Raw genomic sequence first — 13499 nt, 5'->3', positions numbered from 1 at the left:
GCGACGAGCGGGGCGCAGAGCGTGGACCGCCCCTCTAGAGCCCCATGCAGCTCGCGTAGTAGGTCACCGTGGCGGGCCAGTCGGAGAAGACGCCGCGGACGCCCACCTGCTGCGCGAGCACGTCGAGCACGACCATTGCGTCCCCGTCGTTGTCGATGGCGTCCGCCACTGACTGATAATAATAGCCGCCGCCGCCCGCGAGGGGCCCCGAGCGCTCGAGGGTCCACGTGATGAGGTCGAGGCCCGCGGCCCTGGCCGCCTCGGCGTAGTCCGACGGCACGATCTCGCCGTCCTCGTCGAGCGCCACGAGCGCGAACAGGGGCGGCGCGACGATCTTCACGCCCTCTGCCGCGAGCTCCTGCATCCCGAGGACCGCCGCCTCGTACCCCTCCGGCGTGTCGACACGCTCGTCGAGGAACACGGCCTGTCGGCCGAACTCCGGCTCTCTGTCGAGCCAGTACAGCACGTCGTCGAGGTTGAAGGACTGCGCGTACACGCTCGCGGGATCGACGCCGGCCGCCCTGTACTCGTCGATCATCTGCTGCGCGTACGCCGCTCGATCGTAGTCGCCCTCGAACGGCATCTCCACCTCGGGCGCCTTGAGCTCGGGCGTGAACTTCACGCCCAGGCTCGAGAAGAGCGCGATGCTCTCCGCGTGTGTGAGCAAGGTGCCGCAGGCGGCGTAGAGATCCGTCCGAAAATCCGGCGTTGCGTTCATGTACTCGTCGACCGTGGCGGCGTCCGGGTTCGAGGCGTCCATCTTGCCGCAGAGCCGCTTGAACTCGGCGAGCGTGATGTCGCTCGTGCAGCACCTGGCCGACGCCGGCGTGCCCGCCTCGGGATCGGCCGGCGTGAACGGCTCCGAGCACTTCGCGGCGAGCTCCGGGATCGCCAGGATGTTCGTCGTGGTGTGGAGATCGCACTGCGCGTGTCGACACACGAGCCGACGGTCCTTGGTGAACGTCACGTCGCACTCGACGATGCCGGCGCCCATGCGCGCGGCCGCCTCGTACGACTCCCTGGTGTGCTCGGGGAACTGCAGGCATGCGCCGCGATGGCCTATCGAGAACTCGGTCCGACGAAAGGGCCCCTCGGCGCACGCCAGGAGCCGATCCTTGAGCGCGCCCTCGTCCATGTCCTCGACGAGGTAATGCGGCCGCGGACCGAGCTGCACGCTGGGCGGCGCCGCGGCGACCGCGGAGGTCTGTTCGATCCGCTCGTCGCCGGCGCACGCGCTCGCCATCGCGGCGGACAGGGCGATGAGGGCCATCGCGAGGCTCGTTCGGGCGCTCGTCTTCGGCATGGTGCGCTCTCCTCTGGTGGACGGCATGAGGGCGAGCACGCTAGCCGGGCGCGGACATCGACGCGTGTCCCGCGCGAAACAGGACGGTGTCGCGGACCGGGCGGCTACACGTCGATCACGAGGAACGGCCGCCCGGTGAGCTTCTTGAGCAGCGGCATGGCCACGTTGTAGACCGGGGTCCCGTTCGTCGTGCGCCCCTCCAGGGCCCCGTGGTGCGCGTGCCCGTGAAAGACCACGTCGGCGCCGTACAGGTCGATCGGCGCGGCCAGCCGGCTCGACCCGAGGAAGGCCCTTATCTCCACGTTCTCGCCCACCGTCGTCTCGACGATCGGCGTGTAATGCATGATCACGATCCGCCTGTCCGTGTCGAGCTGCGAGAGCGCCGCCTCGAGCTTCAGCGCCTCGCTCACGGCCTCCTGGACGAACGCCTTGAGCGGGACCTCGCCGAACGCCTGCAGCGTCGCGCTCCCGAACCCCCCCATGAACCCCTTCACGCCGGCCACCCCGATGTCATCGACCAGGATCAGGTGATCGCCGTCGAGCACCTCGACGCCCGCGTCGCCCAGGATCTTCGCGAGCTCGGCGCTCACGCCGCGGTCGAGGTCGTGGTTGCCGAACACCGCCGCGCACGGCACCGTCAGGCCGGAGAGCGCGTCGGCCAGCACCTTCGCCTCGTCCGGCTGGCCGCGGTCGGTGAGATCGCCGCAGATCAGCAGCAGCTCGGCCTCCGCGTTCACGGCCTTCACGAGCTCGCGCATCTTGCCGCCGTGCTCGGGCCGGCAATGCAGGTCCGAGGCCGCCGCCACGCGCCGCTTCGCGGGGACTCCGCCGCCGTTCCCGGCTCCGGATCCGGAGCTCATGACCTCGGCTTGCGGGCGCGCGTCGCCTCGCTCTCCGCCCCGGGGCGCTCCGCGCCGCCCGCGCCCCCGCCGCCGGCGGCCTCCCCCTTGCCGAGGAGCTGCCGCGCCCGCGCGGGCTGCCGGCGCTTCCGGCCGAGCGCCGCCTGCGCCCCGCCGTGCGGCGCGCCCGACGGCGGGGCGAGCCCGAGCTTGTCGTAGTCGTGGGTGTACTGGTGCCTGCTGATCAGGCTTCCCCGACAGACCCGGAGCGGCGCGTCGCCGGCCCGCGCCTGTTCCATCGTGCGCCGGCAGAGCTCCTCCACGAGCCACTCGGGCACCCGGCTCCGCGCGCCGGGATAGACGAAGCGGTACAGCGTGAGGTGCGCGAACAGGACCTCCCAGTGCGGCCCGAAGCGCTCGAGCAGCCGCTCCCAGTCCATCTCGTCGCCGCACGCGTAGATGAGGTGGTTCACGTCGGCGCCGTCGTACCGCTCCCGCTCGTCCACGAACGCCTTCGTGAAGATGATCTCCTCGGCCGGCGCGAGCAGGCAGGAGTGACCCAGGATCGTGGCCGGGCGCGCGTGCGCGAACCAGTCGCCGTCCACCACGGCCAGGCCGTTGCTCGACGAGAAGATGAGATCGATGAAGCTCTCGCCGGCGTACGCCTTGCCGATCCAGCGCGGGTCGAGCAGCTCCGTCGCGAACCCCGCCCGCTCGAGCACCCGGAACGCCGCCGGCACGTCCCGCTGATCCAGCATCAGATCGAGATCCTTCGTGTCCCGGAAAATGCCGGTGTACGAGAAGAAGGCGTACGCCCCCGCCACCATGAACGGCACACCGGCGGCGATGAGCGACTCCAGCGCCCTCTCCCTCACCTCGAGCTCGCCCGCGAGGGCGAAGGGGCCCTCGACGCCCTCCCGGGCCGGAGGCGAGAGCGCGACGTGGCCTTCGGCGCTCGTCGCCCGAGCCGGGACCACGCGCTCTGCGTCGGTCGTGGCAGGAACACCGCTGCGGACCATCGTTCTCTGCGTAATGAACAGGACGGGCGATGGCGACCCCTCCCCCTCACGCTCCCGCACGAGGTGCGCGAGGAGGCGAGGTGAACGGGCTCGTCCTCGCTGGCCATTGCAAGGGGAGGCGGGTCTGGCTCAAGCTCGCCTGCCTGGCTCGCTCGGCACGCGCCGAGCGGGCAGGCGACGGGGGCGCGGCCCCCGCTCTTCGAGGAGGAGGCACATCCGTGGACACCGTCATCGCGACGATCAATCCGGCTACGGGAGAGACGCTCGAGGCGTTCGAGCCCCTCTCGTCGGCGGCGCTGGAGAAGAAGGTGGCGCGCGCGCACGCCGCGTTCCGCGGCTTCCGACGGACCCCGATCGCCGAGCGAGCCCAGAAGCTCCGCCGGGCGGCCGAGATCCTGGAGGCCGAGAAGGAGCAGCTCGGGCGCCTGATGACGCTCGAGATGGGGAAGACCATCGGCTCGGCGATCGCGGAGGCCCAGAAGTGCGCGGTGGCGTGCCGCTACTACGCCGACAACGCCGAGCGCCTGCTCGCCCCCGAGGAGGTCGCGACCGACGCCGGCAAGAGCTACGTGGCGTTCCAGCCGCTCGGCCCGGTGCTCGCCGTCATGCCGTGGAACTTCCCGTTCTGGCAGGTGTTCCGCTTCGCCGCGCCGGCCCTCGTCGCCGGCAACGTGGGCCTGCTCAAGCACGCCTCGAACGTCCCCCGCTGCGCGCTCGCGATCGAGGACATCCTCCGCCGGGCCGGCTTCCCCGAGGGGGTCTTCCAGGCGCTGCTCGTCGGGGCGAGCGCCGTGCCGGGCCTCCTCGCCGACCCGCGCATCGCGGCCGCGACGCTCACGGGCAGCGAGGGCGCAGGGCGCAGCGTCGGCGCCGAGGCGGGCAAGCACCTCAAGAAGGTGGTGCTCGAGCTCGGCGGCAGCGATCCGTTCATCGTCCTGCCGAGCGCCGATCTCAACGCGGCGGTCGGGACCGCGATCCGGGCGCGCATCATCAACAACGGCCAGTCGTGCATCGCGGCGAAGCGCTTCATCGTGCACGAGGCGGTCGCGCCGGAGTTCGAGCAGCGCTTCGTGGCCGCCATGCGGCGCCTGCGGGTCGGCGATCCGATGGATCCCTCGGTCGACGTCGGGCCGCTCGCCACGCCCAGGGTCGCCGCGGAGCTCGAGGAGCAGGTGCGGGCGTCGGTCGCCGCGGGCGCGCTCCTCCTGACCGGCGGCAAGCGGCTGAAGGGGCCGGGCAACTACTTCCCGCCGACCGTGCTCACCGACGTCCCGAGCCCCTCGCCCGCCGCCGACGAGGAGCTCTTCGGCCCGGTCGCCGCGGTCTTCCGCGTCACCGACATCGACGAGGCCATCCGCATGGCGAACGCCACCCGCTTCGGCCTCGGGGCGAGCGCCTGGACCCGCGACGCGGGGGAGCGAGAGCGCCTCATCGAGGAGATCGAGGCGGGCCAGGTGTTCATCAACGGGATGGTCGTGTCCGACCCGCGGCTTCCGTTCGGCGGGGTCAAGATGTCCGGCTTCGGCCGCGAGCTCTCGTCCTACGGCCTGCGCGAGTTCGTGAACGTCAAGACCGTCTGGATCGCGAAGGACGAGCGGCCGCGCGGCGTGCCCGCGACCGAGTGATCCCTCCGCGAGCAACGCCACGGTTGCCCGCCCCTGACGGATGGCCCTGCACGCCCGCGCGCCAGCCTGGCGAGGCGGATGCAGAGGGGCGCCGACGGACGCCCGTGGAGGCGAACGGGCACGAGGAGCGGCGAACGGGCGCAGCCGGATGCAGGGAGCGGCGAACGGACGCCGTTGGACGCCGTCGGACGCCAACGGAGCATGGTGAACGCCGCCCGACGCCCGGGCGGAGCATGGCGGCACGACGTGCAGCCCGTTGCGTCTTCGTGGACATCGACCTACCGTCATGGGCTGTGTCGGACGATCCGGCCGTGGCCGCTCTGCTGAGCGAGTACCCTCCTGCAGCGCAGCAGCTGACGCTGCGCGTGCGCAAGCTGCTCCTCCGGATGATTCCCGACGTGACCGAGCACGTCTATCCGGGCTGGCGGATCATCAGCTTCCGGATGGGCGACCGGCACGAACACCAGATCTGCTGGCTCGCCCCGCAGCGCTTCGGCGTGAACCTCGGCTTCGAGCACGGCGCGAAGCTGCCCGATCCGAACGGCCTGCTCACCGGCACCACCAAGCAGGCCAGGAACGTTCATATCCGCTCCGCAAAGGACGTGGACGTCCCGAAGCTCGCCGAGCTGGTCGCCGCCGCCATCGAGCTCCACCGGGGCGATTGATCCCGCAGGCGCCTGGTGGAGGTGCCGGGGCCGCTTTTCGCGCCGCCCGTGCCGATCAGGATCGCCGGTAGACGAGCTGGCCGCCCGTCTTCCCGAGCGCGTACGAGAACCCGAGCTCCAGCGTGGAGCGGGTGACGATGTCCCCGAGATCGAGCCCCTGCTCCACCATCAGCCGCGCCGCCTCGGGCGCGATGCCGACGAGCACCACCTCGCTCCCGAGCAGCCCCGCGGCGCGCGCCGCCTGCACGAGGTGGCTCGCCGCGCTCGCGTCGACGACCGCCATGCCGGTCACGTCGATGATCACCACGCGCGCCTGGTGCTCGGTGATCTCCCGCAGCATGGAGTCGATGAAGCGGCCGGACCGCTGCGCGTCCAGCGCCCCGACGATCGGCATCACGAGGACGCCGCGCGCGACGGGCACCACCGGGCTGGACAGCTCGGCGATCGTGTCGAGCAGCGCCTCCTTCCGGCGGCTCAGGGCCTCGAGCTCCCGCGTCCGCTCCTTGATCCGCGAGAGCAGCCGCGCGTTCTCGAGCACGACGGCGGCCACGGACGCCACGCGCTCGAGCAGCGCCAGGTCGCCCGGCGAGCACGCGTCGGGCTGCGCGCTGCTCAGGACGAGCGCCCCGAGGACCGCGTCCCGGGAGATCAGCGGCACCACGGCCATCGTGCGCGCGCCGCAGAAGCGGGCCTCGGCGACGTCGCCGAGGCGCTCGACCTCGCTCGACGTCGTGTCGACCACGAGCGAGCAGCACGAGCGCAGCACCCGGCCCAGGAGCGAGTCCTCCGAGACGGGCGCGCGCTCGTCGTCGACGAGGCTCTCGCGCTCGGCCATGCCGATCACGAGGAGCTCGAGCCCGCGCCCGCGGTCCGCCGCGTCCGGCTTGCGGTTCGCGATCCTGCGCGCGGCGCTCATGGCGAGGTGGTCCGAGAGGGCGGTCGAGAACGGCGTGCGCTCGACGGTGACGAGGTCGACGCCCGTGTCGAGGAAGCGCGACGCCGGCAGCTCCGCGAGGGCCGCCGCCTCGCCGCGCGTGGCCATGTCGTGGAGGATCTGCACGCCGCGGTACCCCATGTCGTACTCGCGCTGCACGACCGCGGCGTGGATCACGCCGTCCTGGAGCATGGCGACCGTGGACGTGATGAGATCGAAGGCGATGAGCTTGAGGTCCCCCGCCCTCCCGAGCGCCCTCGACGCCTGGGCGAAGCTCGGGCCGTTCTCGCTGCACACCCCAAAGGCGCCGGCGAGCTCCGGCCTGCTCCGCAGCGTGGCGAGGGCGAGCTCGAGCCCGCGCTCCGCGTCGAAGTGGTTCTCCGACGGCGCGTCGACGTGGATCGCCGAGCCGCCGAGGGCCTCGCGGAAGCCCTCGAGGCGCCCCCGGGCGTTCGAGACGGCGACGGAGGCCGCCTGGGTGGCGACCACGCCCCCCTGCGGCAGCAGCCGCAGCATCATCTCGCCCGCGAGCCGCCCGGCGGCCCGGTTGTCGGTCCCGATGTACAGCGAGGCCTGGCTGCCCTCCACGGGCGGCGAGTCGATCGCGATCACCGGGATGCCCGCGGCCACCGCGCGCTGGATGTACGGCTCGAGCGCCGCCGCGTCGATGGGCGCGATGGCGATGCCGTCCACGCGGCGGCGGATCCCCTCCTCGAAGAACGCCTCCTGGGCCGCGGGGCCCGTGGCCATCCCGCTCTTGAACGTCACCCCGACGCGCAGATCGCGCCCCGCGGCCAGCGCGCCGTCGCGCACGTTGTTCCAGTACGCCGTCAGCGGCCTGCGCGGGGCCTTGTAGACGCGCAGCGTCCGCCGGGCGTCCGCCCCGTCTCCGCCCTCCCCGTCCTCCAGGATGGCCAGGTCGATCGCGCTCCACCGCGGGCCCGTCTGGACGCTCCTGATCCCGTCCGCGACCGTCTCGATGAGCTCGAGCAGATCGACCGACTCGGCGACGGCGCTCAAGACGTCCTCGAGCAGGCGCAGCTCCTGGGCGAGCTGCGCCTTCTCGTCGAACAGGCTGCGCCGCTCGAGCACGGCGCGCGCGCTCTCCACGATGGGGTCGAGCGGCGCGCGGTCGGCGTCCGAGGGCGGCGCTCCCTCCGGCAGCTCCAGCGCGAGGTACGCGCCCGGCGCCCCGAAGAGGCGCACCGGCAGGATCAGCACGCGGGCGCCCTCGGGCGGCCAGCCCGGCGACGCCGCCGCGCCGGGCAGGTGCGCCCGGTACCACGCCGCCGCCGGGACGACGCGCGGGCCGAGCGCCGCCTCGGGCGCCGCGGCGGGCCCGTACGGCGCCGACGCGCCGAGCTCCCCGCCGTCCGACGGGATGTGCAGCCGCCCCGGGACGATGCCGTCGAGCCCCACCGCCGCCCTGTACACGAGGCGCCGCCGCGCACGCACGAGGAGGCTCCCGCGCTCCGCGCCGGGGAGGCAGGCGACCGCGCGCTGCACGAGATGATGGAGCGTTGCGAAGACATCCAGCCCGGTGTTCATGCGGATCCGTTCGACCCGTCCTCGAGGCGCCGCCGCAGGACAGAGGGGCCCCTAGCAGGCGCGACGGAGCTCATCCTTGTCAAGCGGAGACGATCCGAAGCGGGGGGCCTCGTCCACGGATCGAGCGCGGCGCGCGCCGGGTTGAACCGCGTCGCTCGCCCGTGCTACCCGCCTGATCCCGACCCCTTCGAGGAGCTCGCGCCCGCATGAAGCTCGCCTCTCTCCGCGGCCCCGGCCGCGACGGCACGCTCGTCGTGGTCCGCCGCGACGGCGCGGCGTACGCGCCGGCCGGCGCCGCCTTCCCCACGCTCCAGGCCGCGCTCGACGACTGGGAGCGCGCCGAGCCCGCGCTCCGCCGCCTCGCCGACGCGCTCGATCGCGGCGCCGCGCCGGCGTCGCCGCTCGTCCCGGAGCAGCTCGCCGCCCCGCTGCCCCGCGCCTACGAGTGGATCGACGGCTCGGCGTACCTCCACCACATCGTCCTCGTGCGCAGGGCGCGCGGCGCCGAGCCGCCCGAGACGCTCACGACCGATCCGCTGGTGTACCAGGGCGGCTCCGGCGTCCTCCTCGGGCCGACCGACGACATCGTCCTGCGCGACGAGGCGTGGGGCCTCGACTTCGAGGCCGAGGTCTGCGTCGTCCTCGGCGACACGCCGCAGGGCACGACCCGGGACGAGGCGCACCGGCACATTCGCCTCGTCCTCCTGGCCAACGACGTGACGCTGCGCAACCTCGTGCCCTCCGAGCTCGCCAAGGGGTTCGGGTTCTTCTGCTCGAAGCCGGCCACGGCGTTCTCGCCGTTCGCGATCACGCCGGACGAGCTCGGCGACGCGTTCCGCGACGGGCGCGTCCACCTGCGGCTCCGCTCCACCTACAACGGCGCCCTCGTCGGCGATCCCGAGGCCGGTCCCGAGATGCACTTCTCGTTCTTCGATCTCATCGCGCACATCACGAGGACCCGCGGCTTCACCGCGGGTACCCTCCTCGGGAGCGGCACCGTCTCGAACCAGGACCCGGCGCGGGGCGTGTCCTGCCTCGCCGAGCGGCGCATGCTCGAGATCCTCGCGTACGGCGCGGCCACGACCCCGTTCATGAAGCCAGGAGACACGATCATGATCGAAATGCTGGATCCGTCGGGCAGGAGCCTCTTCGGGCGCATCGCGCAGCGGGTGGTGGCCGGATGAGCGCGCCGGAGCCGCGGCCCGCGCTGACGCTGTACAACTACTGGCGCAGCTCGTGCAGCTGGCGCGCGCGCATCGCCCTCGCCCACAAGGGCGTCGCGTACGCGTACCAGCCGGTGAACCTGCTGCGGGACGGCGGCGAGCAGCTCCGCGACGACTACCGGGCCAAGAACCCCATGGCGCAGGTGCCCACGCTCGAGTTCGAGCAGGGCGGCGCCGTCCGGCGCGTGTCCCAGTCGATGGCGATCATCGAGCTGCTCGACGACTGGTTCCCCGCGCCTCCGCTCCTGCCGGCCGATCCGTACCTGCGCGCCAAGGCGCGGCAGCTCGCGGAGACGATCAACGCCGGCACGCAGCCGCTGCAGAACACCGGCGTGCTCCGGTACGTGAAGGACGAGCTCGGCCGCGACGAGATGGCCTTCGCCAGGCGCTTCGTCGCGGCCGGCCTCGCCGCGTTCCAGGCGACGGCGGGCGAGCTCGCCGGGAAATTCTGCGTGGGGGACCAGGTCACGGTGGCGGACGTGCTCCTCGTGCCCCAGCTTTACAACGCGCGCCGGCTCGCGGTGGACCTCGCGCCGCTCTCGCTGCTCACGCGGATCGAGGCGGCGTGCATGGCGCTGCCGGCCTTCCAGACCACGCACCCGGACCGCCAGATGGACGCGGTCGCGGGCGCCTAGCACCGCGTCGCCCAGCGTCGGCCCTGGTGCTTCGCGAGGCGGAGAGTTGAACCACCGAGGCGCAGAGGACGCAGAGGAGAGGACGAATAATCAAAGAGCCTCTGTGTCCTCTGCGCCACGGTGGTTCCTCCTCCCAGGAGACCAGGTCGGCGATCTGGTGCTTGCTTGGCTTCCCGCGTTGACCCCGCACGTGACGGAGGATGCCGATGGCCAAGGTGGAATCGATCGGAATCAAGAGGGTGGAGGCGCTGCACTATTACGTGCGCGACCTGGAGCGGAGCCGCAGGTTCTACACGGAGAAGCTCGACTTCCACGAGATCGCCGCGAGCTCGCCGGAGCTGACGGCCGCGGCGGCGCAGCGATCGGTCGTCTTCCAGGCCGGCGCGTGCACGATCGTGTGCTCGCAGCCGATCGGCGAGGGCGGGCGGGCGTGGCGTTACCTGCGCAAGCACCCCGACGGCGTGGGCACGATCGTCTTCGAGGTCGAGGACATAGGCCGCGCCTTCCGGCTGCTGGACGGCCGCGGGGGCACGCCGATCGACGAGATCCACCGGGTGACGGAGGGGGGCGGCACCTTCGCCTCGTTCTCGATCACGACGCCGTTCGGCGACACCACCTTCCGCTTCGTGGAGCGGCGCGGCTACCCGTCGCTGTTCCCCGGCTGCGTGGCGTACGGCGCGCCGCGCGGGGGCGAGAACCGGCTCCGGATCACCGGGTTCGATCACATCACCTCGAACTTCCAGACCATGGCGCCCGCCCTGCTCTGGATGGAGCACGTGCTCGGGCTCGAGCCGTTCTGGAAGATCGAGTTTCACACGAACGACGTCGCGAGGGACGCAGACCACGGCTCGGGCCTGCGGTCCGCCGTGATGTGGGACCCGGCCTCGGGCGTGAAGTTCGCGAACAACGAGCCCTACCGGCCCTACTTCAAGACCTCGCAGATCAACGTCTTCAACGAGGAGCACCGCGGCGACGGCGTGCAGCACGTGGCGCTCGCCGTGGACGACCTCCTCGCGGCCGTGCGCGGGATGCGGGCGCGGGGCGTGGAATTCATGCCGACCCCGGCCGCCTACTACGAGCTCCTGCCCGAGCGCCTGCGGCAGCTCGGCGTCGGGTCGATCGACGAGGACGTCGCGGCGCTGCGCGAGCTCGAGATCCTCGTGGACGGCGACGGGGCGAGGTCCTACCTGCTCCAGATCTTCCTCAAGGAGTCGGCGGGCACGCACCGCGATCCCGGCGCCGGGCCGTTCTTCTTCGAGCTCATCCAGCGCAAGGGGGATCGGGGCTTCGGCGCCGGCAACTTCCGGGCGCTCTTCGAGAGCATCGAGCGGCAGCAGAAGGCGGAGGGCCAGGGCTGATGCTCGACCGCGTCGCCGTCGGGAGCATCCCGCCCAAGCACCACATCGCGCACCGGGGCGCGGCGGGGGAGCTCCGTTACGAGGAGTGCCTGACGCGCGGGGGCTTCGACGGCCCGTACACCATCGCCTACCACGAGCGCAGGCCGCACGAGCACCGCGTCGCCGAGATCGCGCACGGCTTCGCGCTGCCGGTCGCCGCGCCGCCGCGGCCGCTCGCGAAGCGGCACTACCGGTCGCAGGACCTGCCGCGGCGGGGCGGGCCCGCGATCGACTGCCGCGTGCCGCTGCTCTTCAACGACGACGTGGTGATCGGGATCGCCCAGCCGGACGCCGCCGATCCGGTGTACTTCGCGGACGCCGACGCCGACGAGCTCTTCTTCATCTTCCAGGGGGGCGGCGTCCTGCGCACGATGCTCGGCGATCTCCGCTTCGAGCAGGACGACTACGTCGTCATCCCGCGCGGCCTGTTCCACCGCTTCCTCCCCGACCCCGCGCCGCAGCGGTGGCTCTCGATCGAGGCCGCGGACCTCCACCTGCCGCGCAAGTGGCGCAACGAGGTCGGCCAGCTACGGATGGACGCGCCCTACTCGCACCGCGACTTCCGGCGGCCCACGTTCGTCGGCCCGCTCGACGAGGGCATCCGCGCGCTCGTGGTGAAGCGCGGCGGCGCCTTCCACGGCTTCACGTGCGCGCGCACGCCGCTCGACGTCGTCGGCTGGGACGGGGCGGTGTACCCGTTCGTGTTCCCGATCCTGCGCTTCCAGGCGCGCGTCGGGCTCGTGCACCTGCCGCCGGACTGGCACGGGACGTTCGCGGCGCGGGGCGCCCTGATCTGCAGCTTCGTGCCGCGCCCGGTCGACTTCCACCCGGAGGCGATCCCCTGCCCCTACCCCCACGCGTCCGTCGACTGCGACGAGATCCTGTTCTATTGCCGCGGCAACTTCACGTCGCGCCGCGGCGTCGGCCCCGGCAGCATCTCGCACCATCCGGCGGGCATCCCGCACGGGCCGCACCCCGGCGCGTACGAGGCGAGCCTCGGCGCCCGCGAGACGTCCGAGCTCGCCGTCATGCTCGACACGACGCGCCCGCTCACGCCCACCCCGTCCGCGCTCGCGGTGGAGGACCCGGGCTACCAGGACAGCTTCATCGCCGCCCCCTGAGCTGCCCGGGCTACTTCCTGGGCGTCTTCCCGAGCCGCTCGAGCAGCGCGCGCACGAGCAGCGGCCACGCGACCGTGGCGTCCGCGTACACCTCGGCGAAGCGGCCGCCCTCGTGCGGGGGCTTGAACTTCCCCCAGCTCACGCCCTCGGAGTAGGTGCAGCCGGAGAGGCCGCCCCAGTGCACGGGCTCGGGGCAGATGCGGACGCCGTACTGGAAGCGCGGGTGCTCGACCTCGATGCCGAGGCGGTCGCCGACGATGTCGTAGAACGGCGCGACCTGCTGCGCCCAGTTGCGCGGGACGCCGCCGCCGATGGTGAAGATGCCGAGGCGCTTCTTCTTGCGGACCAGGCGGGCGTAGCTGAGCAGGTCGAGGAAGGGGTTGTACGACGGCGGCGCGGCCTCGCGCCACACGTCGAAGCCCGGCGCGTCGCCGTGCTGCGCCTTCACCTTGCGCAGCATCCACGTCGCGACGTCCAGGCCCATCTCGCTGTCGGTGAACGCCGGCACGTAGACGGGGACGTCGTGGAGGTAGGCGCTCCGGAGCACGCCGGGCGAGTCGCCCATCTCGGCCAGGGCCTTGCCGAGCTGGCGGCAGATGATCTCGCTCGACCACGGCGTGGTCGGGTCCAGCTTGTCGAGCTCGTCGCGGACGAAGACCTCGATCGCATTGAGGTTCTTCTCCATCTCGAGCGTGTCGTAGACGCGGTTGTACCCCTTCTCGAAGTACGTCTCGTCGGAGATGGTCGGGTTCGCCTTGTAGTGGGTCAGGCCGACCGCCTCGCTGAGCCCGTGCGCCATGAGCGCGCCGGTGCTGACGATGCAGTCGATCATGCCGGCCTCGATCATCCGGACGATGACGACGCCCATCTTGGCGACCGTCATCGCGCCGGAGAAGGTCGCGACGACGAGGCAGTCGTCGTCGCGCACCATCGCCTCGAGCACGTCGCACGCCTCGCCGAGCGCGCGGCCGCTGAACGCGGTCTTGCTCATGGCGCGGATCAGGTCGTCGAACGAGCCGATCTTCAGCGGGTCGAGCGCCTCGAGCGGGACGAGCTTGTCTTCGACGCCGTCGCTGAGGTTGCGGTGCGAGGAACGCGGAGCCTTCGGGGAGGACATGGCGCGCGAACATATAGCCGCGCAAGGGGTAGGCCGTCGAGCCCGAAGGCCCCGGCTTCCGCCTCTCCCGTGA

General features: G+C 72.2%; 11 protein-coding genes. 6 read left to right on the top strand and 5 right to left on the bottom strand.

Translation table 11 applies throughout. The features are described 5' to 3' along the window. Nucleotides 1–34: 34 nt before the first annotated feature. The 3 genes from WMF31_RS09975 to WMF31_RS09965 form a co-directional block, all read right to left on the bottom strand. Complete coding sequence (locus tag WMF31_RS09975; protein ID WP_436601707.1) at nt 35–1303, bottom strand: glycerophosphodiester phosphodiesterase family protein; 1269 nt, start codon at nt 1301–1303, stop codon at nt 35–37. Nucleotides 1304–1407: 104 nt separating this feature from the next. Beyond that, a complete protein-coding gene (locus WMF31_RS09970) occupies nt 1408–2163 on the bottom strand; it encodes a metallophosphoesterase family protein (protein ID WP_436601706.1) in 756 nt (251 codons plus the stop codon). Beyond that, entirely contained in the window at nt 2160–3161 is a 1002-nt protein-coding gene (locus tag WMF31_RS09965; protein ID WP_436601705.1) for a hypothetical protein, read from the bottom strand. Before WMF31_RS09965 ends, WMF31_RS09970 begins: the two co-directional genes overlap by 4 nt. Before the next feature lie 218 nt (nt 3162–3379). Here WMF31_RS09965 and WMF31_RS09960 point away from each other — a divergent pair, with 218 nt between their 5' ends. Further along, nucleotides 3380–4786: an NAD-dependent succinate-semialdehyde dehydrogenase gene (locus WMF31_RS09960; protein WP_436601704.1), complete on the top strand. Its 1407-nt coding sequence runs from the start codon at nt 3380–3382 to the stop codon at nt 4784–4786. Nucleotides 4787–5097: 311 nt separating this feature from the next. Then, complete coding sequence (locus WMF31_RS09955; RefSeq protein WP_436601703.1) at nt 5098–5451, top strand: DUF1801 domain-containing protein; 354 nt, start codon at nt 5098–5100, stop codon at nt 5449–5451. Between the two features lie 55 nt (nt 5452–5506). Here the strand turns inward: WMF31_RS09955 and WMF31_RS09950 are convergent, their stop codons facing one another. After that, nucleotides 5507–7933, bottom strand: coding sequence for a substrate-binding domain-containing protein (locus WMF31_RS09950; protein ID WP_436601702.1), 2427 nt, complete (start codon nt 7931–7933; stop codon nt 5507–5509). 206 nt (nt 7934–8139) lie between these two features. Between WMF31_RS09950 and WMF31_RS09945 the strand changes: the two genes are divergently transcribed. From WMF31_RS09945 to WMF31_RS09930, 4 genes are all read left to right on the top strand, one after another. Continuing rightward, nucleotides 8140–9117: a fumarylacetoacetate hydrolase family protein gene (locus tag WMF31_RS09945; RefSeq protein ID WP_436601701.1), complete on the top strand. Its 978-nt coding sequence runs from the start codon at nt 8140–8142 to the stop codon at nt 9115–9117. Continuing rightward, nucleotides 9114–9791: a maleylacetoacetate isomerase gene (gene maiA / locus WMF31_RS09940; RefSeq protein ID WP_436601700.1), complete on the top strand. Its 678-nt coding sequence runs from the start codon at nt 9114–9116 to the stop codon at nt 9789–9791. Before WMF31_RS09945 ends, maiA begins: the two co-directional genes overlap by 4 nt. A gap of 206 nt (nt 9792–9997) precedes the next feature. Further along, on the top strand, nt 9998–11149 hold the full coding sequence (locus tag WMF31_RS09935) for a 4-hydroxyphenylpyruvate dioxygenase family protein (RefSeq protein WP_436601699.1): 1152 nt from the start codon (nt 9998–10000) through the stop codon (nt 11147–11149). Then, a complete protein-coding gene (locus WMF31_RS09930; RefSeq protein WP_436601698.1) occupies nt 11149–12309 on the top strand; it encodes a homogentisate 1,2-dioxygenase in 1161 nt (386 codons plus the stop codon). The genes WMF31_RS09935 and WMF31_RS09930 overlap by 1 nt, the downstream gene beginning before the upstream one ends. Before the next feature lie 10 nt (nt 12310–12319). On the opposite strand, the gene WMF31_RS09925 is transcribed toward WMF31_RS09930, so the two are convergent. After that, entirely contained in the window at nt 12320–13426 is a 1107-nt protein-coding gene (locus WMF31_RS09925) for a deoxyhypusine synthase family protein (protein WP_436601697.1), read from the bottom strand. Between the last annotated feature and the right edge of the window lie 73 nt (nt 13427–13499).

Source organism: Sorangium sp. So ce1036 (assembly GCF_051369805.1).
In the GTDB taxonomy this organism is placed as follows: Bacteria; Myxococcota_A; Polyangia; order Polyangiales; family Polyangiaceae; genus Sorangium; species Sorangium cellulosum_F.
The sequence above is the reverse complement of the archived record's forward strand: the minus strand, read 5'-3'. Positions and strand labels throughout refer to the sequence as shown.